Here is a 22,304-nt window from a genome sequence, read left to right on the forward strand (position 1 = left end):
ATCACTCCCCCAATTTTTTTATAATTTATTACCATCTTTTAAAATTAAAAACATAAAAAATGGTGCTCCTACAAAAGCTGTTAAAATCCCAATTGGAATTTCACTAGTAGTGATTAGCCTTGCAAAATTGTCAACAATTAGCATATAGCTTCCTCCAAGAAATAAAGAAGCTGGTACAAGTTTTCGATAATCACTTCCTACTATCATTCGAGCTAAATGAGGAATTACGAGGCCTACCCATCCAATCATGCCACTTACAGAGACAGCTGCTGAAGTAATTAATGTAGCACTAACCATAATAATTAACCTTACTCTTTTAGTGTTAACCCCCATAGAACGTGCTTCTTCATCTCCTAGTGTCAATAAGTTTATTTTCCACCTTAGCAAAAAGATAGGTATAATTCCAACTACTATTAATGGACCTGCAAAAGCTACATCATTCATTCGTATAGATGCTAGGCTTCCCATTAGCCAATAAGTAATAGCTGGGAGAATATTAGTTGGATCTGCTACAATCTTTAAAAAAGATATACCTGCAGTAAATAGTGAACTAACCATCATTCCAGTTAATACTAATCCCAAAGTAGGATTATTTTTTATCTTTTTACTTACTAAATAAACTAATAATACAGCAATGATACCAAATAAAAATGCACTTACAGATACTCCTTTATATCCTAAAGCAAGAAACAAACCTAATGCCGCTCCAAAACCTGCTCCCGATGATGCTCCAAGAACATCTGGTGATACCATTGGGTTTTTAAATATACCTTGATAAGCTGCCCCTGCACATGATAATCCTGCCCCTATTAAAGCTCCCATTATTACTCTTGGGAGACGTATCCCAAATATAAGATTCTCTATTTGTGTAGGCCAGTCCACTGTAATAGGTAGAATCTTTGAAATTAATACTTTAATCAAAAGCCCAGGCTTAATAAAAAATCTTCCTAAGAGCACCGATACAAATAAAGATAATAAAAATAAAATAAATAATGTAACCAACCTTATTTCCACTTTTTTATTAGTAATCATATTAACACCTCTTTTTTCTTTGAAAAGAAGCTTTTATAAATTCCTGCATTTTTTCTATTCCTTCACTTTTTCTCTCTATAGAATAGTCGAATATTTCTACATTAAATTTATTTACCATATCCAAAGCCAATTGATCTCTTAAATTATCAATATCGCTATTTGAGCCTATCTCTTTTCCCATTGCCTTATAATTTCTTTGAGATTTTAGAATTCCAATACATGATTTATTACTATCTAGCAACTCATATACTGCAGCCTTAAATTCTGGTACATATATTTCCATTCCGCCAATTTCATCCATAACAATTAATGTTTTATCCTTAGACTTTTTTAGAAGTTCTACTCCATATGTTCGGAAAACGTCTTCATTTTTAATCCAGCCATTAGCAGTTTTTTCTAAAAAAATATTAGGCAATGTAGGGTTACATCTATATGATGTACTACTTGACTCTTCAATTGATATTAGCCTAAACCCCATAGTTACTCCTTCTTTATCCAATAACCTTTGACTTAAAAATCCCCCACAATCTTTCTTATAGTCCCTAATACAGTCTAACAATAATGTTGATTTACCAATTTGCGAATATCCTTTAATAAATAAATGTCTACTCATATTCATCCTCTTTTAGCTTTTCTTATAGCTCTTGTTTCTATTAATTCTCCTGCAATACTAATAGCAATCTCTCCTGGAGTTTCTGCCCTAATATCAGTTCCTATAGGAGTTCTAAATCTTTTAATATCTTCATCACAAAATCCATTTTCTAATATTTTTTTAGAAAGTGCTTTTATCTTTGTCTTGCTTCCCATAACTCCAATGTAACAAGCCTCTGTTCTTAATGCTTCCATTTGAATTACTAAATCATGTTGATGACCGCGAGTCATAATTGCAATATAATCACTTTGTTTTATCTTTGTATTTATAAAGAAATCTTTATAATCACAAGCAATGGTGTCATAAGCCTTTGGAAAAAGTTTAGAATTTGCAAACTCTTCTCTATCATCAATAACAACACAACGAAACCCAATATGGCTAATAACTGGCACTAACTCCTGGGCTACATGTCCACCTCCGAAAATATATACAATACCCGAATTTACAATTTGCTCACTATAATAACGTTTACTACTAACATTAACTTGAACTGACTTTGACCCTAATAAATCCGACATATCTTCTATTTCAATACCTTTTAAACCAGTATTTTCACTATAAATACCCATTCCCCAAGCAGTTTCATCAGTAATATCTGTAATTAGCCAAGTATCTTTACCTTCATTAAATTGTTTTTCAACTATCTCACATAAATTTATCATATCTTTATTTTTTCCTTTTATGTATTGGAAATACACTACTACATTTCCACCACAAATCATACCCAAATCAGCTACCTGGTTTGGTACTAAATTAAAACCTTTTATAAAAGATTCTTTTTCATTTAAAACCTCAGCAGCTAATTGTTGTGCCTTATATTCTACTGCTCCACCGCCTATTGTTCCATAAGTATATCCATTTTTCTTTACAATCATTCTAGCACCAGCACCTCTTGGAGTAGACCCTGAACCTGCTATAACTGTAACCAATGCTACATCCTCATCTTTAATTAAGGACTCAGCCATAATTTCAAATAACTTTTTCATTATAATTCCTCCAGACCATCAAAATATTCTGTAAATAACTCCTCTGCTTTCTCTTTTAATTTTGATTCCATTTCAAAATAGCGCCTTAAAATATCCTCTCCCATATCTGATAAACATGATGACCCTCCATTAGCACCTCCACTTTGCCTTACTAAAAGCGATACTCCGAGCTCTTTCTCTGCTACACTTAACATTTTCAAACCCTTACTATATGACATATTCATCTGCTTACATGATGTTTGCATAGAACCATTATTCTTAACTAATGATAAAAATTGAGCAATTCCTGGTCCAAAAAAAATTTCATCTTTTGCAATTCTAAGCTGAAGTAAATATCTAAGTGAACTCTTCTCATTAAAAGCCTTTTCCTTAATTTTCTCATAATTTTCTTTGGAATCAGCAGCCATTATCACACTCTCATCCTCTACGTTAACTAGCTCTACATTTTCTATTAAAGTACTAATTGCTCCACTTAATCCATGTTCACCTTTATATTTAAGAATTTCATTAATAAACCTAGTCTCAAATATAACTGGATGTCCTTTTTTACCTTCATAAACAGGATATGCAGCTGAAGCTTTACTTTGTAGTAGCTTCGAAATTGTATTTGTAGAAAAAAGAGGGATCTTCCCTGGCATAACTAGTATTTTATCACAAAGATTTTTCATATAATTAATGCCCAGACTTACAGCCTCAAACATTTCCATATCCTCATAATTATCTATTCTAAGAAATATTACCCCTCTTTTGGCTATATGTTTTTCAAGTTCATCTGCCCTCTTACCAGTAACAACTACTATTGGTTCTACCTTTGCCCTTTGCAAGGTTATAATTGTACTCTTTATAATAGATGTGTTCCCAATTGTAAGTAATGGTCCTAACTCTTCCATATCCTTTGAACTTTTCCATGCAATAATAAGAGCTCCTATTTTCACTAGACCACCTCCATTCGTTATGTTTTTCAAAATATAACGGTTTATACGATTATAACATTAATAGCTTTTATTGTAAATATATTGATTAAATAGTTTTATAAACCATTTTGTATAATAGCTTTTCTGATAGATACTGGAATCATTTAGTATGTCTATGCAAATAAAGGACATATTTGTATCTTTAGTGTAATACTTGTAATATTTTATAATGTTATACTATAAATACAATTTACTTTACACAAAAGATGTATTTTATATAAAAAGGAAGGTATATTATGAAAACAAAAGGAATAATTTTAACAATGCTATCCTCAATTACCTTTGGATTTGCATTTGCTCTTGCCCCTATGACCTATGGTGTTGAAGGAAGTAATCCTGTAACATTAACTTTTCTGAGAAACTTTTTAAGTCTACCATTTTTATTAATTATCTTATTATCTTTGAAAATTAATTTAAAAGTAACAAAAAAACAATTTGTAAATTTAATAATACTTGCTTTGATTGGAAACTCAACAACAACTCTAATGCTAAATATGGCTTTTGCCTATATAGATGTTGGTATAGTAATGCCTCTACATTTTACTTATCCTATTTTTGTAACATTAGGATGTATATTTTTTTTCAATGAGAAGTTAAATAAACGGAAGGTTTTAGCACTAATTGTGGCTATGTCTGGTATAGGATGTTTCTTTATATCAGCTATAACTTCTGCTTCTCTTAGTTCTAGCACCGCATTTGGATTATTATTAGCAATAGGTTCTGGAGTATTTTATTCATTTTATATTATTTTTATGGACAAAAGTGGATTAAAAGGCGAATCACCATTTAAAATAACATTTTATATAGCTATTACTTCAAGTATATCTATGCTTTTATATGGACTAGCTACAAATCAACTTGTATTCTCCTCATTAACACCTAAAGCATGGGGTATATCAACAATATTCGCATTTTTATGTACAATTGTTGCTTTATCTTTATTACAAGTTGGAATAAATCATATTGGTGCAAGTGAAGCTTCTGTTATAAGTACATTTGAGCCTATAACAAGTGTACTTTTTGGGGCATTATTATTAGGTGAAAAAATTACACTAATAAAAATAATTGCATGTATATTAATCTTTGCAGGTGTTTTAATACTTTCTACTTCTAAGAAAAAACAACCTGCTTAATAACATTAAAAATAGGAGTCTGTGACACTTTAATGTCACAGACTCCTATTTTTCTTTTTATAAATTTAAAAATTTAAAATATAACTTCTAAGTCCCTTAAATTCCACTTAATACTAAAGCACTACATCGGTTTATTATTTAATCTTATGCTATGGTTGCAAATGTAAAAAACCATAGGTCATAACTCCTATGCTTACCATAATACCAATATTACCAATTAATACTATTAAAGAAGTTTGAGAAACACATGCTAGAAAAGAGCTTACCCCCATCAAAACTATACCTAATATAGCACTAATCTTATATTTTCTCATAATTAACTCCCCCTTGTTTTTTTGATTTTTTTAATATTATAGTTAATATTGGGAAAATTATAATTGAAGAAATAAGACTAGTTAAAGCTGGTAATCCAAATGGTATAGCGAAAGATAAGCCAAGAGATATTAACCATGTTGCAAACGCTAATATATTCCATTTTTGAAATTTAGCATTATTAAGAGAATCATACTTTCCTTTATTAATTATAAAGTAATCTGCTATTATTATTCCAGCAAGTGGAGGAATAACATTTCCTAATAGCTCTAAGAATGTAAAAAACGCTCCTATTTCATAAGGTCTAGTTAGTGTACCTAAAGCGGCAATAACTAATAATATAATTATCATTTTTTTACGATCCATATTAAATGAGTTAGAAAGATTCAGTGAATTGGAGTAAAGATTGGCAGCATTAGTTGTAAAAATATTTGTTGTCATAAGTATAATTGAAGGAATTAACAATCCCATAGATAATAACACTGCAGGTAAATCACTGTTATTTACAGCAATTGCAGCTAAGGCTCCACATATAATCATTAATGAATTACCAAGTAATAACCCAGTAAGTGAACTTAAAACAGCCTCTTTAGTACTTTTAGCATAACGCATTATATCCGCTATACATGTAGCAGAAGATAAAATCCAAGTACCTATAATTGCAGTAACACCTGTACTAATTGCCATAGGCGCAGACGGAGTATAATCGAATATGTTTTGAATACCACCATACATACCTATAGCTCTAACAGATGTAGCAATAGATAAGAAAACTATAGCCGGAATAGATACATATCCCAAAACTGTAATTGCCTTTATGCCTGAAAATGCAAATACACCCATTAGTACTGCACTTGAAACCATACAGATTCCTTCACCTATAGACCCTAAATTAAATATTAAAGCAATAAAATGCCCATAGGTAGCTGCTTGAATAATATACCATCCAAGATTAACAACTGGTACAAAGAATGAAGCAATTTTAGATCCATTTGTACCAAAACTATATTTAGTAAGAAGGGCAAAGCTAAGACCATTTTTACTTGATATAATACTTATAAGCGTTGCTATAACACCTAAGAATACGTTTCCAAGAATGCAAACAAGTAAAATATCTTTAAATGTAAGCCCTAGTGCTAATCCTCCACCTGCCATCATACTAGTAATAACAAATACATAACCTGTCCAAACAATTGTAAGACTTGTATAACTTTTTCTTTTATCCTCAGGTACTGCAGTAAATTCATAGTCATTAGTTCTTGATTTGCTTTTTTCTTTAAAACTCACTTAAATCTCCTCCTAAATATTAATATTTCTATAATTATTTATTCCAAAATTCTTTGTGCACTTCAGCTACAGCATCTACAATTTCAGGAAATGGTCCTAACACTTTAATATCTTTTTGACCACGTGCAAGTACTTCTCTACAAGGTAAATCAAAAGTAGGATTTTTAGGATCACTTCCTGTTACAGCTAATAAATCTTTTTCACTCATACCATAAACTATTCTCCCAAGATTAGCCCAATACATTGCACCTGTACACATAGCGCATGGTTCTGCTGTAGAATATAAAGTGCAATCCCACAAGAAACTTTTCGTATATTTCATTGAAGCGCTCTCAATCAATTGTGTTTCTGCATGTCCTGTACATTTATAATCTGTACCTTCTACATTCATTTGTTCCATTAAAATTTCACCATTTTTGTTAACTAAAATACAACCAAATGGCATATTACCAGAATCTCGTGAATATTTTGATACTTCCACGCATTTGTCTAAATAATAAAGGTGATCTTTGTAACTCATCTCATACCCCCCCTATAATTATAATAAATTTCAATATATAATTACTTATATGTTAAATTAAAATTAGTTATGTCGGTATTATTCACTTAATAAATTTCAAGAATATTTATATGTAATACTTAAAATTTATTACTCTCTTTATCAATACCAACTTTGTATTTAATAATAAAAATAGGACATATATTAATGGTTTTATTACCATCAATATATATCCTTAATCCTTATATTACTCTCTAAAGCTTTAATACTCTCGTTTTTTATTTCATTTACATAATCCTTTAATATAATTTATTAATTCCTTTGTAATATCATTCTTTTGCTGAATATAGTGTATAATACTATATTCACAAGATTTCAAGTCTCCCCTTAGTTCATTACTTCTTTTTTCATCTTTTTCATTATTAGATTTTCTAAATTATCGAATAAAATTCGTAAATACTTTATTTTCTCTTTCTGGTTCTTTAACAGTTTGTTTTCCATTTTCAACCAACTTCATAAGCCATGCCATATTTTGTCCAAGAACTCTCATTATTTGTCTTCCTTCTTCATCTTCTGTAGCTTCGCCTGGTGCAGTTCCATGTATTACATTCCAGTAATTTGAACTTGGCATAAGCATTTCAGCATAATTAATGTAATTATTCAATTGATTAAAAGTAGTAACCCCCCCTGAACGTCTAACCGCTGCTACTGTAGCTCCTACCTTATGCCTTAACATTCCACCGTTGGCAACATAAAATGCTCTATCTAAAAATGATTTCATAGTTCCACCTATAGCTGAATAATGAACTGGAGAACCTAGTATTATACCATCTGACTCTTTCATTTTCTGTATCCATTCATTTACTTCATCATTATCAATTATACATTTGCCATTTTGATTTCTTGCACAAGCATTACATGCAAGACAGCCTCTTATAATCTTGTTCCCTACATGTATAATTTCAACTTCTATGCCTTCCTTTTCTAATTCCTTTGCTACCATACTTATAGCGTGATATGTGTTACCTTCCTTTTTAGGACTTCCATTAAATGCAACAACCTTCATATATTAAATCTCCTCTATATATAGTTTATATTTAAGTTTACTTTTTCAAAATGTTTATATAAGACTTTTAACAGCCTTTTCTGCCCACCTAGAGTCTTTTTTAATATTGCATTCATTTACACTATCCTCCTAATTGTATTTTTTTATGATTTATGCTATCATTATAAAAAATAAGTTTAAATATAGCAAGTACGCACTATTTTGTATTATAGTACCCAAAAGGATACTATTGAAAGGATGAGAACTATGAGCTCCAGTTGCAATACTTTAGAATTTAAAAATAAAATTTATACATGTACCTTTGAAATTACAATGGATTTAATCGGAGGAAAATGGAAGCCAATTATTATTTGGCATCTAGGCACCAAAGGAACGCAGCGATTTACTGAATTAAAAAAACTGATTCCTCAAATAACTCAAAAAATGCTAACTCAACAGTTAAGAGAGCTAGAAATGGATAATTTAGTTAATAGAAAAGTTTATGCTCAAGTTCCTCCAAAGGTTGAATATTCATTGACCGATTTAGGAGAGACTTTAATGCCTATTCTTAGTATGATGTGCCATTGGGGAGATGATTATTATAAACTAATTACTTAGGCCCCTTCTTTTAATTGATTCTTCATAATCAAAGATAAATACACCTTTGAATCTATACATTCTATATCATTATTTTCATCTCCTCTTCAGTATATTGTATAGATCTTTTTCTTCTTAATATAAAATTAAATCGTCTTCACCTTCAATTAAATGAACTTCCTGATCCTTACTCTCTATAGTATTATCATTATTATTAAATACATCTACATCATATAAATTATCCTCAAACTTTAAATTGGTTAAGCGACTAATTTCTTTTAAGCTTACTTCATAAGGCTTTAAAAATTTCAAGCCTTCATTTTTTCCTCTTTTTAAATATTCCTCTTGGCTCATAATAAATGATATGCATTTCAAATTATTACTTTTGTTAATATAGAATATTACCTTCCAAAAAGCAGTTGGTATAAAAATTCCACAGCCTAATACCTTCTTAACTCCGCAATACTCCATACTGCCACCACCATTAATAGGTCCTGTAAAAATTGATATTTTTTTACTTAGTATATCTGGATTTTCAATAATCCAACCTTCTAATTTGCTCCAAATCCCTGTATTAAATTCATGGTGCTGTAATGAAATATTAGCCCAGCAGCAAGAATCATATTGTGCATTTTCAACATCATCCTCACTTCCCCACATTAAATCAGCTCTTCTAGCTAAGTGCCCTCTATCCCAATTATTCTTCTCATAAAAATCATTCCCCAGTTGATTTTCTTCACCTATTATACTATCAAAATGCCAATGTCTATGCTCATGTATTTTCTTAAACTTAGATTTATCCACATTACTAGCAACGTATATTGCAGATTTTAAGATCTTATTCATAGCTAAAGAAAAATGTGTAAAATCAAATATTTCTCCATTATTTAATGAAACCTTCAATAATTCTTCATCTAAAGTAGGAACCTTAACTTTTAAATTTCCCCCTAAAAAATCTACATTAAAACCTTTCATTTTTTTATTTCCCTCCTTATTAATAATCTAAATTTATTTTCTGGATATACGTTATACTATACTTTTGACTTCCCTATTGTACTTAACCATCTATTTTGTTTAACAAGTCCTACTACTTTTATTTGCTTGTCTAGCTTTAGCCACCGCTCTATCTAAAACCTTTTTATCTAAATGAAATAATACTGTCCATAATCTATTTTTGTTAAACAAAAAACTGTAATAAAGTTTTATCTCTATTACAGTTCAATCTTTGATCTATACACTATATTTGTAAAATGGTGTTACAGTCTAGTCATCTGACTTAAGCTTAGTAAGAAGTCTTAATATTTCAATATATAGCCAAACCAATGTAACCATTAATCCATATGCAGAGTACCATTCCATATATTTTGGTGCTCCCTGGGATACATTTTTCAAAATAAAATCATAGTCTACTATTAAATTTAATGTAGCAATGACAATCACGGCAACACTAAATAATATTCCTATAGGACCTGAGCCAAATATAGGTAAGCTTATTCCAAAAAATCCAAGAACGAATGTAACTAAATATGTTAAGAATACACCAAAGGTAGCTATCATTACTCCCCTTGTTATCTTGCCAGCAACTGCTGGATTTCTTCTATATATTAACAATGTAGCTAAAGTTAAAGCTAAAGTTAATAATATAGCTGAGACTACTATTCCAGGAAATTTTAAGTCAGCTAATTTTGATATATAACCTAAAAGTATCCCTTCTGATACAGCATATATAGGCGCTGTAATTGGAGATATTTTAGGTATAAAAGCCGTTACAAGCGAACTTATAAATGCAATAACTACAGCTATTCCTAGTATTGTTGTAAATTTACCTATACCAGACCCCATTTCCAACCAACTATATATGAATGAGAACCCAACTAAAGCTAATAACACCATTGTTTTTAATACAGTTCCACCTACTGTCATTGAATTATCCTGGTATGTTACATTTTTGAACCCCTTCTCTAAAAAAGGATTTCCATTTTTAATCAATACAATCAACTCCTCTTTATATCTAGTAGTTTATATAAGGCTAATTGACACCTTATTCTTTTACTTTTGTTTCTTACATGAACATTATATCATTAATAATAAATAATGTTATTTTTTTAGGATGTTTTAGCTTTTTAAATTTTAAAAATACATATACCTATTTCTAAGTGTTTCGGTGGTTGCATTATGCCAAATGTGAAGACTATATTAAATGATATTGAAAAGTTACCTTTACATCAGGAAGAACAAATGCTATCAACTTTAGAAGAAATTCTTGTCTTAGGTTCGCAAGTAGAACAAGAAGTTAAATAACTTAGATTTTCTAAGGAGAAAGTATTCCCTCTTTGTAGATTTGAAACTATATCAAGTTATTTAAATGGCTTCAATTGTTCGATACAGATAAGGAAATCATAAATGTTAAAAATTTTATGGTTCAAAGTAATGTAGAATATTAATATACAAAAGTAATTCTTTTTAAAAACAGAGAACCAATATATGTATAACTTGCCATATGTTTTTAAATTATGTTATGATAAATGCAATATAAAACTATAATACAATTAACAATTGTAGCAAAAACTAACTAAGTGTATTTATATTTTGTGAGTAAGGAGGGAGTGCAATGGAGACATTATTTTGGAATATAGCAGGAGAATATAATAAGGATACATGGATATTTCAGATTGCTATTTTTTTAATAGAACTATTTATTATATTTTTGATATATAATAAACCATCAAAAATTATAATTTTATGCGAAAAAATCTTTTTGGCTATATGTTTTACATGGATTGCAGTAGTTTATTTTATTTTGCATGGTTCATCTGAATTTAATAATGTATTAAACGCAATTCCTTTTGGAATTGTAGCATTATTATGGATTGTTGATATATTTGTAAATAAAGTTAAGTTTACAAGAAACAAGAGGTATGACAAAATAGTCAGTATACTTTATGTTATATGGTTCACTTTTCCTATTTTTAGTTTTCTGATAGGAAGAGAATGGCCAAAAATGTTTGGTATAATTTTTCCTTGTAATTTAATTACTTTTACATTAATTCTTTTGATTTCTTATTCAAAAAATGTAAATTACATTTTACTTATAATATTGATAGCATTAGCAGTTCCTGGTGGATTTATTAATGTATTTGAATTTGGAGTATGGGAAGATATTATTATGATTTTTGTTGGTATTGTTGCAACTGTAATTTTCAGTAAAATTATATTTGAAAAACATCAATGTAAAAGAAATTAAAATTTGATTTTAAAAATATAAATATTTTTACTGTAAAATAAAAAGAGGATATCTATTTCAATGGTTTTAGTATCATTAATAGATATCCTCACTCTTTATAATATTTAGATTCTATTACGCCTTAATATAACTATTTAATTATATAGAGGAAATGATTACGTTAGGTACTTCTAAAATTTCGCTTAATGAAAATTTTAAGGAGTCCATATTTAGTAAGGGTGAACACTATTCGCATTGTCAATCCCTCGCTATTATTAAGAACGGAAAGTTAAATGAGCGTTGAAGATATGTATGTAAAGAGTGTAATAAATCATTCAATGATTTAACTAAATCTTCTTTACCTTACACCAAATTACCTTTAGCAAAATGGTTTAAATAGTATATAATTAATATATATGCTATTTAATAATTGTATTATATTATATAATACCTTTATTATTGATAAGGAGGAAAAGATTAAATGAAAAACAAAAATGTATTTATGATGAGCTTAATTATAATGATAATTACGATAATATGTATGGGGATTAACTGGTTTATATCACCATTCTCTGATGTTGCAATAAGAGTTATAGGTGGCATAATGCTTATTGATTTATTTTTTTTAAGTTATAGCACTGTAAAATTAAAAAGCAACAGTTAGTAATGTGGATTTTATAAATTATGTGAGAATAGTCATAATGGTTTTAGTCCCACTATACCTATCCTCAATCTTTATAATAATGTTTTTGCTCTCCTATATTAATAACTATTAATATATTGTTACTTTTTCTACTTCCCTTAGCCCTGCTGTTTTGTGATACTTCATATTATAATTGAAATTTCCAAGTGCATCTGAAGGATCAATTAATTCAAAGATTAATTGATCTAAAGTTTTTCTATCCAATACAACCGATAAAATAATAATATCATTATTAAAACCTGTTGATGTATTAAGCATATTATCAACATCATAAACTACAACTTTATCAACTGGTAAGAGAGCCATAATATCTCACGAAATTCTTATAGCACAGCTACATACATAATCCTGAACAAGTTCATAATATCTAGTTTTAGTCATAGCTTTCTTTGATAATTTTCCTGTCTTTGTCAATGATAAAATATCTTTAGGAACAACACTATCAGATTTAACTCTAAACTCCACTTCTATAGAACTGATGTCATTAGCACCAAATTCAAGTAAACCATCTAATGGATTCATTTCTTTAATAACATTAGGCCATGTTAAAAAATAGTGTTAATAATTTTACAATTTTTAAGAAATCTAGAAGCACCTTCCTTTAGTTTTAATTTCAATAAAATTTATATCTGTTTGTTTTTATTTTTAAACTTACCTTATCTGTTATTGTATATTCTTTATCAACTTTATAATAAACTGCCATACTTAATAACATTGGTACTACTATAAACAATGACTTAATTAATAAATCTAACATACCCTTCCCCCTTAAAACACAATTATTTAGACGCATAAATCTTAACATAGTGTGCCTATTAACTTATCCAACATAGTAATGTAATTATTTAAACCAGTACATGTAGTTAGCAATATATTTTGCTACTACACTGTGAAAACTATATGTCTGTTCATATTATACAATATTTATTTTATTTTGTATAAATACCTATGTTTTGTTTGTATTTCCTTATTTTCATATTAACATCTACTATAAATTATATTTAAAACTAAAAATTATATACAAATATAGTTTTATAATGCTTTTATTGTAATATTCTCTATAAAGTTGTATAATTTTTAATATACATATTACTTTACATTGTATAATTTAGGGGGAAACATATTAATGAAAAAAACTAAACTAAAATTAATTACTTTAACAATAACTATATCTATCTTCTCAAACTCTTTAACTGCATTCGCACATCCAGGAAAAACAGATTCTAATGGTGGTCATAAGGATAATAAAAATGCTTCTGGCCTAGGAAGTTATCATTATCATCATGGTATGGGTCCTCACTTACATCCAGGTGGCGTATGTGAGTTTACTACTAATTCTAGTAATGAGGCTTCAGTCAATCAAGAAAAGGCTTATAAAGAACAGCTAGAAAAAGATAAAGGTTATGATCAAGGCTATAATGACTCCTTAGTTGAAAAACCAAGTACACCTTCATCATCTAGTTCATCTTTTTCTACTGGATATTCTCTAGGGTATTCCAAAGGTGTACAAGTATTAAATGATGAAAAAGCTTCAGTAACAGAAATAGCTAAGTCTAATGGAATCAAGGATGGCTACGCTGGAAGCAGTAATCAATCTTCATCATATTCAGATAAACATAAATCAGTTTATACAACTCAATATGCTTTATCTCATAAGGAAGGATTAGATAAAAGAAATGTAGAAATATCTACCACTAAGACTAAAGGAAAATCCTTAGGTATAGAAGATGGATATAATAAAATTACTAAAGAATCATTGAATTATGAAGGAAATTATTTAGATGAGTTTACAGGATCATACAAAGAGGGTTATAGCGAAGGCGAAAAAAATATTGATGCTGATATGTTGACGCAGTCTATAGAATCATATATAAGTGGTTTGAAAAATGAAGAATTTGATGAAATAGCTTATACTAATACACATATAAAAAATGCTGCATTAGAATCACATAAAGAAGCTATTGATGTCTTTAATAATTTTCTTAAAGACGTGCCTATGCTTGGAGAATCTTTAGAAGACTTTTCACTTTACGCTGAAGAAAATGATAAAATTAAAATTGGTAATACTGATATTGATGACAGTACATTTATTTCTATAAATGATAAATCAAAAAAGAAAGTTACTGATATTAGCTTCTTTATAAATGCTATTGAAGAAAATGGATACACTAAAGAAACTACCTCTGCATTAATTGAATCATTCTTAAGTAAAGACTTTATAGATTCCTATACTACAAAGTCATCTTATCAGAGATCTAACGATGACTTTACTTATGATATATATAATTTAAAGCGAAATAATAAAATAAGTAAATCGGCTCCAAAGAAAATATCTATAATTACAATTTCTAAAGATAATATGGTTCAAGAAGTAAAAATACTAAATAAAGAACCTAAAGACATAAAAAAATATAAAAAGATAAAAGCATAAAATTTGTAAATTTTATCTTGAAATATAAAAGCAGATAAACTTGTATAAAAACAAATTTATCTGCTTTTCCATTACTAACTTCTACCTATTATCCCGGCTCTTTGCCTTTACCATTTTCACATGATCTCTTCTCAATTTTTTATCGGTTATATTTGCATTAGATAATGTTTTATAAACATAACTAATATCTTCTGATGTTAATTTTATATCATTACCAAATTTCAATATAAACTTCTTTAAATCATTAAGATATATTACCGGTGTGATTACTGTAAGTTTTTTTAATTTACACCTATATCCAAATACAATTACTGAATGTAGTGAATCTTTATATTTTTCGTCTATAATTTTTTCAATTGCCTTAACATGTCCATAGTTCTGTCTTATTGGATTAAAGAATCTGCTTTTTTTCTTATAAATTGTTTGAGTCCAGTATTTAGATTTTTCATCACCAAATATCCAACCATCATAATTTTTAGTTTCTATAACAAATACTCCTTTTCTTCCAATTAAAACATGATCTATTTGCGTAGTTCCAGTTTCTGTTTTCAGCATAATATCATGTAAAACTTCATACTCATCAATTTTTGCTAACACGCTATTAACTTGACTTTCTCCTATATACCCCTTTATGTTAGGCTCAAATACTTTTAGTATCATAATTATTATAAATAGTATTATTACCATTACGATTTCCACATTGCCGTCCCCTCTCTACTTCGTATGTTTCTCCATCTGCATCTATTATTGCCGATATTTTTTATACCTTACCATGGTGCCGTGGAGGTAATGCCAATCGTTTAAATCCTTTATTTTCCATTTTAAGCAAGTCACAGTTATCCTTGTGACGGATAACTCGCTGAGGTCCCTCTAACTATACAACATTTATTATATCTATTATGCTGTCCCCATACTTTTCAACTTTTATTGGTCCAAATCCTCGTACTTTCATTAATTCTTCTTTATTTTTAGGCTTTATTTTTATAATTTCTCCTAAGGTTTCATTGTTATATATAAAATATGGGCTTACTTTTTCTGATCTTGCCATACTGGTTCTATACTCTTTTAGTTTATTTATTAATATATCACTTGATTCTGAACTTATAACCTGTTTTTCTGATAACTTATATTCACTATCTTTTTTAGTGATTTTTTTTATCAGTTCTTCTACTATTTTTTCTTCATCTATTTCAATTTTTTTATACTCTATTTTATTTGCTTTAAATTCATTAATTACAACTTCAGCCGCTTCATTATTTCCAATGAAATCTTCCTCAGTTAATGAGTATTTTTTATTATAATCTATATGTATGTTTTTATTATTAATAATTAGAAAATCCGCTACTTCCTTCATTCTATGTTCCAACATTTCACTGTCTTTATGTACTTTTAATTTTTCATTTAAAATTTCAGTTAACTGATCATATCTAAATATCTCATCCTTAATTTTTTTAGATGCTTTAGTTTTATTTACTATACTCTTTGGATTTGCTATTACAACACCTGATATAATAGGCGTATTTCTTATTTTACCATTTTTCATTAATATTTCTTTTAGTATTCTCACATGTCTATCATTTTGTGCTATTGGACTGTATATTCCCTCTTTTTTTATACCCTTACTGTAGTTATTTTTTATACTTCTAATAAAGTCACCACATTCATTAATTAAAATATCCCCATTAAGTTTTTTAGTTTCTAAAATCATTATATACTTATGTGTAATTACTACAAAATCTAATTGGGCTGCATAATCGCCATCCTCAATTCTTATATCATGTAGACATATCATTGGAATAAAAGAATTTTTCAATTCATAGTAAACATTCTTCTCACCACTAATTCCGGCCTTTAAAAAAGCTATGTCCCTATCAATATTCTTTTTCTTATTACTTTTAATCCTACTACTAATATCTATAAGCTCATTTAACCAACGATTATCCTCACTAAAATCCTTATAGAAAATTGTATTTTTTATTTCTTTAATTCCTAGTAAACTTTTTATTATTGACATAATTCCCCCTAAACGATTAACTAATACATTAACCTTACCCTCATACTTTTGTAATGCTTAACTCTATTACAATTTATTTATTAAGTTATATTTTTATAAATACTCCATCCAAAATAAAGCATATATTACCATTATACAATATTTTTGTTATTTTGTATAAGTAACTTAACACTAATCTAATATTGTATTTAAACTAGCTAATTATAAAAAACACGGTATCTATTTAAATGGTTTTAATACCATTTATGCATTTTTAGTTTTTTTTTGAATTTTTTGTATATTTTTCTTGATTTTAGTTGTAATAAATTGTATTATATAATCAAATAACAAACATCCGTTTGCGTTTTATGAAAATAGAATAATCTTTCTCATTTTTTCACTAATATTTATAAAGAATATTTACAAGCAATATTCTTTATAAATATTAGTAAGGACTATACACCTATTAAGCACCATGGGGATAAGGATGATGTTTTTGTATTATTAACCCTTTCAAAAAATGGGGATAAGGCTGCAAAAGAATTATTAATAAAAAAATATTATGCTTTAATAGTTTTCCAAACTAAAGGTATTTACTTAAATGGATATACCTTTGATGATTTTGTTCAAACTGGTATAGAATCAGTACTTAAGTCAATAAATAACTTTGATATAAGTAAAGGAATTGAAGCTTTTAATTCTTATGTGTTTTTTTCTATAAAAAACAACTTCAACTATTTATGCAGAAAAGAAATTAGATACAATGAAGTTTTCAGCTTAAACACCATAGTTAAGGATAATATGGAATCTATGGATCTTATCCCAGATACTAAAATATTAGAAGAAGTTATAATTAAAACAATAGCTTCAAAAGAGTTGTTGTTTTCACTGCAACTCCTAGATAAAGAGGAACTTGAACTTGTAAAGTTTCTATACCTAAATGATGAAACTAGTGAAAAACAATATCTATCAAAATATGCAGAGCTAAAAGAAAAAGACTACTACTATTGTACAACCCTTAAAAAGAGAGCTCTTAACAAGCTGAAGTCAGCTATTGGGTGTAACATTTTTCATATTTCCTGATACTTATTATCTCTTTGATTTTTACACCAAAGGTGGGCAGCGCCAAAAGACGATATCTATTTCAATGGTTGTAGTCCCATTAATAGATATCCTCAATCTTTATAATAATGTTTTGTTTATGTTTCTTTATATAACTGGGAATTTTACAACCCCCAATAGTGCTGGCATCGACTGAGTTTACGAAGGATGAAGGGGCTTACTCCTCTAATCCTTTTGCCCAAAAACTTTCTTTAGCTCTTTCTATTGCTTTGTGTAGTTTTTCTTGAAATAATTCTTTAGGTGGCAGCAGAGTTAAGTATTGACCAACATGTATTCCACTCTTATCCACTTCAAGCAACTCTATTTCTTCCTCATTTTTGCTTGCACATAATATTATAGCAATAGGTGGATTTTCACCCTCATTCATCTCATTCTTTTGAAGCCATCTTAGATATAATTCTACTTGACCTTTATGTTCCGGTAAAAATTCGCCTAACTTCAGCTCTATTAATACAAGTCGTCTTAATTTTCTGTGATAAAATACTTAACTGCTTTAAATCATTCACAATTGTTAATTCTGGTTTTTTAGATATTGCAGTTCTTTCATAAAGCATAGAGTTTATTCTATCCGTTAGAGCTCTTACACTCCAATGTTCATTAATGCACATTGTAATGTAAAATTCTCTTTTTAAATCATCCTCGATAGTTATAAACTTTAACAAATAGGACCAAGTCAATTTTACAGACAGCGTCTGTAAAATCTTAAAATCTTGAATTGTATCATATAATCTGACCATATTAAATAAATTAGCCTCACTATAATCTTTACCATATTCATTTGATAGGTAAACAAGCCTAAACTTATACTCTGGAAAGTCGATTATTTCATATTGATCTGGAGTGATGTAATTATAGCTGACTGAATTCTTTTTCTGCTATACAAGCCCTCTACATATTTAAATATTTTAATTCTAGTTTCCTAAAAAATTATATAAATTTCTTCTTTGTTTATTACCAGTTCAACTTAATGTGTGTACACTTTTATACTAACATGATATTTATCTGAGTTTAGGGTCAATTCGACTATATTTGTCATATTATGAATTAGATATGTATCCCTATAATTGAACTCATATCTTCCAGAGAACTCCATTGTATGTAAACTACTATTCTTTAAATATGGATTAAAAATAAATAAACAGGAGTGATTAAAAATAAATAAACAGGAGTGATTAAAAAATGAGTGTTAGACATTATGTTCTTGCTGCCACTGATGGTTTCATAGAACTTCCGACCTCTCCCGACCTTCCACCCGTAGGCACTGAGCGTAGGAAAGTGTATGTTTTTGGTTTTGTTGGTGGACTTTTTAAAGTTAATAATAAAGTAATAAATGAAGATCTTAATTGGACAAACCCCTCTAATTGGCCAAAATTTAAAGACTTGATAGGAACCGCCACCATACCTTCTCCGATGGTCTGGGGAGAAACGGGCGATAGAGTCTATATAACCTTGATAAATTTAGGCATGCCTACCGCAGGTATTATGGATGCTCACACTGTGCATATGCATGGTGCCCATGTAGCTACTCAGCTAGATGGCTTCCCAGAATCATCCTTTGGAGTTCCTATGTGGATGGATTTTGATAAAGCCCCACCCGTGGCAACTTATCTTTTTGATACGGAACATCCCGGAACCTATATGTATCACTGTCATGTTGAAGCATCTGAGCATGTTCAGATGGGTATGTACGGAGCCCTAGTTGTCTATCCGTCCATGAAAAGTCTTGAATTGGTAGGCATAAGAAAATTATGTAATGGCAGTTGGGTATACAAAGGAAAACTACAAGATCATATTTCTGAAACTGCCACAAATAGAAACTTTGCATACAATGATATACGGTCTTATTTTAACAAGGAATATATAATGTTACTTTCTGATATAGATACTAGATGGCATGATAGTGTTCAAACAGGTGGTAATTTTAATCCTATCGATTTTAAACCTGATTTTTGGCTTGTAAACGGTCGTGCCTTCCCAGACACCTTGCTTCCACATCCCTTAACTCCGATTGAAGGCAGTAATAAGGATGTATCTCAGCTTAACTACGAATCCTATGTTCATGTAAAAACAGGAGAATTGTTCCTGCTTAGAATGATTAATATGGGCTATCAGGTCGTACCGTGGCATATACACGGATGGCATTTTGCAGTAATAGGTAAAGATGCTAATCCAAGTCCATTTTTAAAAATATCTGAAACATTAGGTTTACACGCACACGAGGGCCTTGAAAGAGGATTTACAGCTACCATAGGTTCAGGAGAAACCTTTGACCTATTGATAGAAGCCGAAGATAAACGTCCACAATATAGAAACTATATTGTAAATGGACAAGATTGTATATCCTCATTGTGTAATCAAATGCATAAAATAAAAAATATAGATCCAAATGTAATAGCTAACATTCCAACTGAACCAGTCAACATCAATAATATAGATACAGTCAATTATGTAGATATCTGCGATGAACCTTCAACTGTTAATGATAACTTTTTCCCCCAATTTTATCCTATGCACAATCATGATGACTATAAAGCTACTAACAATGGGGTGTATCCAGGAGGACAATTGACCTATATTCAAACAGATGCTCCTGAGCAAAAGTGTGAAAAAAAGAATCATGGTTCTTGCCCTGAAAATTACTGCATTCTTGGTATATAAAAAATCAGTATAAATTTAGAGTTGGTATTTAATAAAAATAATGAACGTAACACAATTACTATTGTGTTACGTTCATTAATTTTTTAAATTCTTATAATTTCTACTTTGTATTCATCTGGATTAGTTACAACGTAATAGCTAGATATTTATCCTGATAATTTTTATCATACAGTTACAGGCTGTAGCTACTGCGGCTATGGCGGAAATCTTCATAGGCATGCAACATATCAAAGAAATGTTATTTCTAGTGAAATAACAACTACTATAAATATCTAACGGGTGATATAGCCTGATTGTAGTAAAACTCACGCTATAATATTAGATAAGGTAATGTAAAACTCTTGTTCTTCCTTTGTTTTTGCACACTTAAAGAAATTCATCAATTCACTATATGAGCACTTTTCAAATATATCATATAAATTTTCCTTATTATCATTCGTTAATAAAATCCTCCTGATTAAAACTATTTATATAATATTATATACCACTAGAAGAATATTATCATTTAATTCAATTAAATTGTACTCTTAGATGTTTTTCTATACACCTTAACATTTATTAAGTAGCAAAAGGACCCAGAAGTTCATCCACTTCTAGGTCCCTTAAATTCCCCTTAATACTAAAGTACTACATCTGTAGTTTCTTTAGTTACTATTTGAGCTTCTTCCTTAGATACAAGTTTACCACCTTTAGATAAAAACATATCCTTTGCAATAATACTATCCATAGCTGTAGATATATCTGCATCTTTAATATCAGGTTTTATATCTTTAATTGCAAAAATAAATTTACCCTCAGCTACGTCATTAAACTTCATATTTAATACTCTTTCAACCATTAATGTTTCCTCTGTAGCTAATAAATTTAATTCATTAGCTCTTTGATTTTTTCACCAAAGGTGGGCAGCGCCAATATTTCATTACCTTTTGTATCAACACCAACTTTGTACTTAACAACAACTGCTGTATCAACTAATATTAATTAACTGCCATATGTTTCACCTCCCTGCACTTAACCATGCAGTAGTTAAGGTTTTTGAAAAAATAGAGACACAAAAATGCCCCCTTTATAGTAACAGCTTTTTGTTATTTAATCTGTCTACTTTAAGGGGAGCATATCATTATCTACTCTATAGGATATATTTTATTTATTTGCTACTCTTCTTTTTCTTATAATAACTAGTCCACCTAATGATAATAAGACTGCTCCTGATAACAATACAATATTCTTTGTCTTATTACCACTTTTAACTTTATCTCCATTAGTTGCAGTTTCAGTTTCATTATTGTCCTTTGATGAATCTGTCTTTCCTGGAACCTCCTTATTTTCATCTTTCTCTAGATTACTTATAGAATCTTCTAGATTATTATAATCTTCTGTTATACTCTCCTCCGTAGCATTTACATCTCCAATTACTGATCTAGCCCCTCTTATCCTTTCAGCTAATAGGGATGCTGAATTTCCAGTATACTTACTAATATCTATATTTTCAGCCTCTGCTATTTTTTTATTTATGCCGTCCTTAGTAATTGTAGCTTGTTTCTTTTCTAGTTGATCTAATGCACCTTGTAATTCTTTAAGTGCTGTAGCTATACTTTCTTGTGTAGATTTTTCATCAATTACAATTGCCTTAGCTGCATTTAATTTTTCAACTAAA

26 protein-coding genes and 2 pseudogenes are annotated in these 22,304 nt (G+C 29.2%); 9 read left to right on the plus strand and 19 right to left on the minus strand.

The window, feature by feature from the left end:
* Positions 1 to 18: 18 nt before the first annotated feature.
* Genes BLS77_RS04885 through BLS77_RS04900 form a run of 4 tightly spaced genes read right to left on the minus strand, consistent with a single transcriptional unit; the run spans position 19 to position 3,605 of the window.
* A complete protein-coding gene (locus tag BLS77_RS04885; RefSeq protein ID WP_089966413.1) occupies positions 19 to 1,032 on the minus strand; it encodes a FecCD family ABC transporter permease in 1,014 nt (337 codons plus the stop codon).
* A 1-nt stretch (position 1,033) separates the two neighbouring features.
* Positions 1,034 to 1,645, minus strand: a complete 612-nt coding sequence (locus tag BLS77_RS04890; protein WP_175490769.1) for a nucleoside-triphosphatase — start codon at positions 1,643 to 1,645, stop codon at positions 1,034 to 1,036.
* A 2-nt stretch (positions 1,646 to 1,647) separates the two neighbouring features.
* Complete coding sequence (locus BLS77_RS04895) at positions 1,648 to 2,670, minus strand: XdhC family protein (RefSeq protein ID WP_175490770.1); 1,023 nt, start codon at positions 2,668 to 2,670, stop codon at positions 1,648 to 1,650.
* Positions 2,670 to 3,605, minus strand: a complete 936-nt coding sequence (locus BLS77_RS04900) for an NTP transferase domain-containing protein (protein ID WP_089966419.1) — start codon at positions 3,603 to 3,605, stop codon at positions 2,670 to 2,672. Before BLS77_RS04900 ends, BLS77_RS04895 begins: the two co-directional genes overlap by 1 nt.
* 275 nt (positions 3,606 to 3,880) lie before the next feature.
* On the opposite strand from BLS77_RS04900, the gene BLS77_RS04905 reads away from it, so the two are divergent.
* Positions 3,881 to 4,777, plus strand: coding sequence for a DMT family transporter (locus tag BLS77_RS04905; RefSeq protein ID WP_089966421.1), 897 nt, complete (start codon positions 3,881 to 3,883; stop codon positions 4,775 to 4,777).
* A gap of 149 nt (positions 4,778 to 4,926) precedes the next feature.
* On the opposite strand, the gene BLS77_RS19760 is transcribed toward BLS77_RS04905, so the two are convergent.
* From BLS77_RS19760 to BLS77_RS04920, 4 genes are all read right to left on the minus strand, one after another.
* Positions 4,927 to 5,091 (minus strand): hypothetical protein, encoded by a 165-nt coding sequence (locus tag BLS77_RS19760; RefSeq protein WP_175490771.1) that lies wholly within the window; start codon positions 5,089 to 5,091, stop codon positions 4,927 to 4,929.
* The gene (locus tag BLS77_RS04910; protein WP_089966423.1) at positions 5,078 to 6,376 is read right to left on the minus strand and encodes a cytosine permease; all 1,299 of its coding nucleotides are present in this window, start codon (positions 6,374 to 6,376) and stop codon (positions 5,078 to 5,080) included. Before BLS77_RS04910 ends, BLS77_RS19760 begins: the two co-directional genes overlap by 14 nt.
* 34 nt (positions 6,377 to 6,410) lie before the next feature.
* Positions 6,411 to 6,896, minus strand: a complete 486-nt coding sequence (locus BLS77_RS04915) for a nucleoside deaminase (protein WP_089966425.1) — start codon at positions 6,894 to 6,896, stop codon at positions 6,411 to 6,413.
* A 415-nt stretch (positions 6,897 to 7,311) separates the two neighbouring features.
* Complete coding sequence (locus BLS77_RS04920; RefSeq protein ID WP_089966427.1) at positions 7,312 to 7,941, minus strand: flavodoxin family protein; 630 nt, start codon at positions 7,939 to 7,941, stop codon at positions 7,312 to 7,314.
* Positions 7,942 to 8,187: 246 nt separating this feature from the next.
* Here BLS77_RS04920 and BLS77_RS04930 point away from each other — a divergent pair, with 246 nt between their 5' ends.
* Complete coding sequence (locus BLS77_RS04930) at positions 8,188 to 8,538, plus strand: winged helix-turn-helix transcriptional regulator (protein ID WP_089966429.1); 351 nt, start codon at positions 8,188 to 8,190, stop codon at positions 8,536 to 8,538.
* 114 nt (positions 8,539 to 8,652) lie between these two features.
* Here the strand turns inward: BLS77_RS04930 and BLS77_RS04935 are convergent, their stop codons facing one another.
* Positions 8,653 to 9,492 (minus strand): DNA/RNA non-specific endonuclease, encoded by an 840-nt coding sequence (locus tag BLS77_RS04935; protein ID WP_089966432.1) that lies wholly within the window; start codon positions 9,490 to 9,492, stop codon positions 8,653 to 8,655.
* Between the two features lie 288 nt (positions 9,493 to 9,780).
* Complete coding sequence (locus tag BLS77_RS04940) at positions 9,781 to 10,506, minus strand: Bax inhibitor-1/YccA family protein (RefSeq protein WP_089966434.1); 726 nt, start codon at positions 10,504 to 10,506, stop codon at positions 9,781 to 9,783.
* A 186-nt stretch (positions 10,507 to 10,692) separates the two neighbouring features.
* On the opposite strand from BLS77_RS04940, the pseudogene BLS77_RS19450 reads away from it, so the two are divergent.
* From BLS77_RS19450 to BLS77_RS04950, 4 genes and pseudogenes are all read left to right on the plus strand, one after another.
* Positions 10,693 to 10,815 (plus strand): annotated as a pseudogene (locus tag BLS77_RS19450) (IS1595 family transposase); the annotation flags it as partial.
* Between the two features lie 313 nt (positions 10,816 to 11,128).
* On the plus strand, positions 11,129 to 11,761 hold the full coding sequence (locus BLS77_RS04945; RefSeq protein ID WP_089966436.1) for a DUF6064 family protein: 633 nt from the start codon (positions 11,129 to 11,131) through the stop codon (positions 11,759 to 11,761).
* Between the two features lie 130 nt (positions 11,762 to 11,891).
* Positions 11,892 to 12,137 (plus strand): annotated as a pseudogene (locus BLS77_RS20225) (transposase); the annotation flags it as partial.
* Between the two features lie 84 nt (positions 12,138 to 12,221).
* The gene (locus tag BLS77_RS04950) at positions 12,222 to 12,404 is read left to right on the plus strand and encodes a hypothetical protein (protein ID WP_089966438.1); all 183 of its coding nucleotides are present in this window, start codon (positions 12,222 to 12,224) and stop codon (positions 12,402 to 12,404) included.
* Between the two features lie 108 nt (positions 12,405 to 12,512).
* Here BLS77_RS04950 and BLS77_RS04955 read toward each other — a convergent pair whose 3' ends face one another.
* The 3 genes from BLS77_RS04955 to BLS77_RS19765 form a co-directional block, all read right to left on the minus strand.
* Positions 12,513 to 12,749 carry a hypothetical protein gene (locus BLS77_RS04955; RefSeq protein WP_089966440.1) on the minus strand — a complete coding sequence of 79 codons (237 nt, stop codon included), beginning with the start codon at positions 12,747 to 12,749 and terminating at the stop codon, positions 12,513 to 12,515.
* Positions 12,750 to 12,755: 6 nt separating this feature from the next.
* Positions 12,756 to 12,965 carry a hypothetical protein gene (locus BLS77_RS04960; RefSeq protein WP_089966442.1) on the minus strand — a complete coding sequence of 70 codons (210 nt, stop codon included), beginning with the start codon at positions 12,963 to 12,965 and terminating at the stop codon, positions 12,756 to 12,758.
* 91 nt (positions 12,966 to 13,056) lie between these two features.
* Positions 13,057 to 13,200: a hypothetical protein gene (locus BLS77_RS19765; protein WP_175490772.1), complete on the minus strand. Its 144-nt coding sequence runs from the start codon at positions 13,198 to 13,200 to the stop codon at positions 13,057 to 13,059.
* A 369-nt stretch (positions 13,201 to 13,569) separates the two neighbouring features.
* Here BLS77_RS19765 and BLS77_RS20230 point away from each other — a divergent pair, with 369 nt between their 5' ends.
* A complete protein-coding gene (locus tag BLS77_RS20230) occupies positions 13,570 to 14,874 on the plus strand; it encodes a YHYH domain-containing protein (protein ID WP_242873930.1) in 1,305 nt (434 codons plus the stop codon).
* Positions 14,875 to 14,955: 81 nt separating this feature from the next.
* On the opposite strand, the gene BLS77_RS04970 is transcribed toward BLS77_RS20230, so the two are convergent.
* Both BLS77_RS04970 and BLS77_RS04975 read right to left on the minus strand, forming a co-directional pair.
* Complete coding sequence (locus tag BLS77_RS04970; RefSeq protein ID WP_089966444.1) at positions 14,956 to 15,573, minus strand: nuclease-related domain-containing protein; 618 nt, start codon at positions 15,571 to 15,573, stop codon at positions 14,956 to 14,958.
* A gap of 175 nt (positions 15,574 to 15,748) precedes the next feature.
* Positions 15,749 to 16,888, minus strand: coding sequence for an HRDC domain-containing protein (locus BLS77_RS04975; protein ID WP_089966446.1), 1,140 nt, complete (start codon positions 16,886 to 16,888; stop codon positions 15,749 to 15,751).
* A gap of 528 nt (positions 16,889 to 17,416) precedes the next feature.
* Between BLS77_RS04975 and BLS77_RS20235 the strand changes: the two genes are divergently transcribed.
* Positions 17,417 to 17,950 carry a sigma-70 RNA polymerase sigma factor region 4 domain-containing protein gene (locus BLS77_RS20235; protein ID WP_278336643.1) on the plus strand — a complete coding sequence of 178 codons (534 nt, stop codon included), beginning with the start codon at positions 17,417 to 17,419 and terminating at the stop codon, positions 17,948 to 17,950.
* A gap of 196 nt (positions 17,951 to 18,146) precedes the next feature.
* Here the strand turns inward: BLS77_RS20235 and BLS77_RS20130 are convergent, their stop codons facing one another.
* Positions 18,147 to 18,437, minus strand: a complete 291-nt coding sequence (locus BLS77_RS20130) for a PDDEXK nuclease domain-containing protein (RefSeq protein ID WP_207648673.1) — start codon at positions 18,435 to 18,437, stop codon at positions 18,147 to 18,149.
* Positions 18,400 to 18,726 (minus strand): DUF1016 N-terminal domain-containing protein, encoded by a 327-nt coding sequence (locus tag BLS77_RS20135; RefSeq protein ID WP_242873932.1) that lies wholly within the window; start codon positions 18,724 to 18,726, stop codon positions 18,400 to 18,402. The genes BLS77_RS20130 and BLS77_RS20135 overlap by 38 nt, the downstream gene beginning before the upstream one ends.
* A gap of 442 nt (positions 18,727 to 19,168) precedes the next feature.
* On the opposite strand from BLS77_RS20135, the gene BLS77_RS04990 reads away from it, so the two are divergent.
* The gene (locus BLS77_RS04990; RefSeq protein WP_089966451.1) at positions 19,169 to 20,647 is read left to right on the plus strand and encodes a multicopper oxidase domain-containing protein; all 1,479 of its coding nucleotides are present in this window, start codon (positions 19,169 to 19,171) and stop codon (positions 20,645 to 20,647) included.
* Between the two features lie 619 nt (positions 20,648 to 21,266).
* On the opposite strand, the gene BLS77_RS05000 is transcribed toward BLS77_RS04990, so the two are convergent.
* Both BLS77_RS05000 and BLS77_RS05005 read right to left on the minus strand, forming a co-directional pair.
* Complete coding sequence (locus BLS77_RS05000) at positions 21,267 to 21,485, minus strand: DUF2922 domain-containing protein (RefSeq protein ID WP_089966453.1); 219 nt, start codon at positions 21,483 to 21,485, stop codon at positions 21,267 to 21,269.
* A gap of 305 nt (positions 21,486 to 21,790) precedes the next feature.
* The coding region (locus BLS77_RS05005; RefSeq protein WP_139164816.1) for an LPXTG cell wall anchor domain-containing protein at positions 21,791 to 22,304 on the minus strand (514 nt) is incomplete at its 5' end.

The organism is Clostridium gasigenes (genome assembly GCF_900104115.1).
In the GTDB taxonomy this organism is placed as follows: Bacteria; Bacillota; Clostridia; order Clostridiales; family Clostridiaceae; genus Clostridium; species Clostridium gasigenes.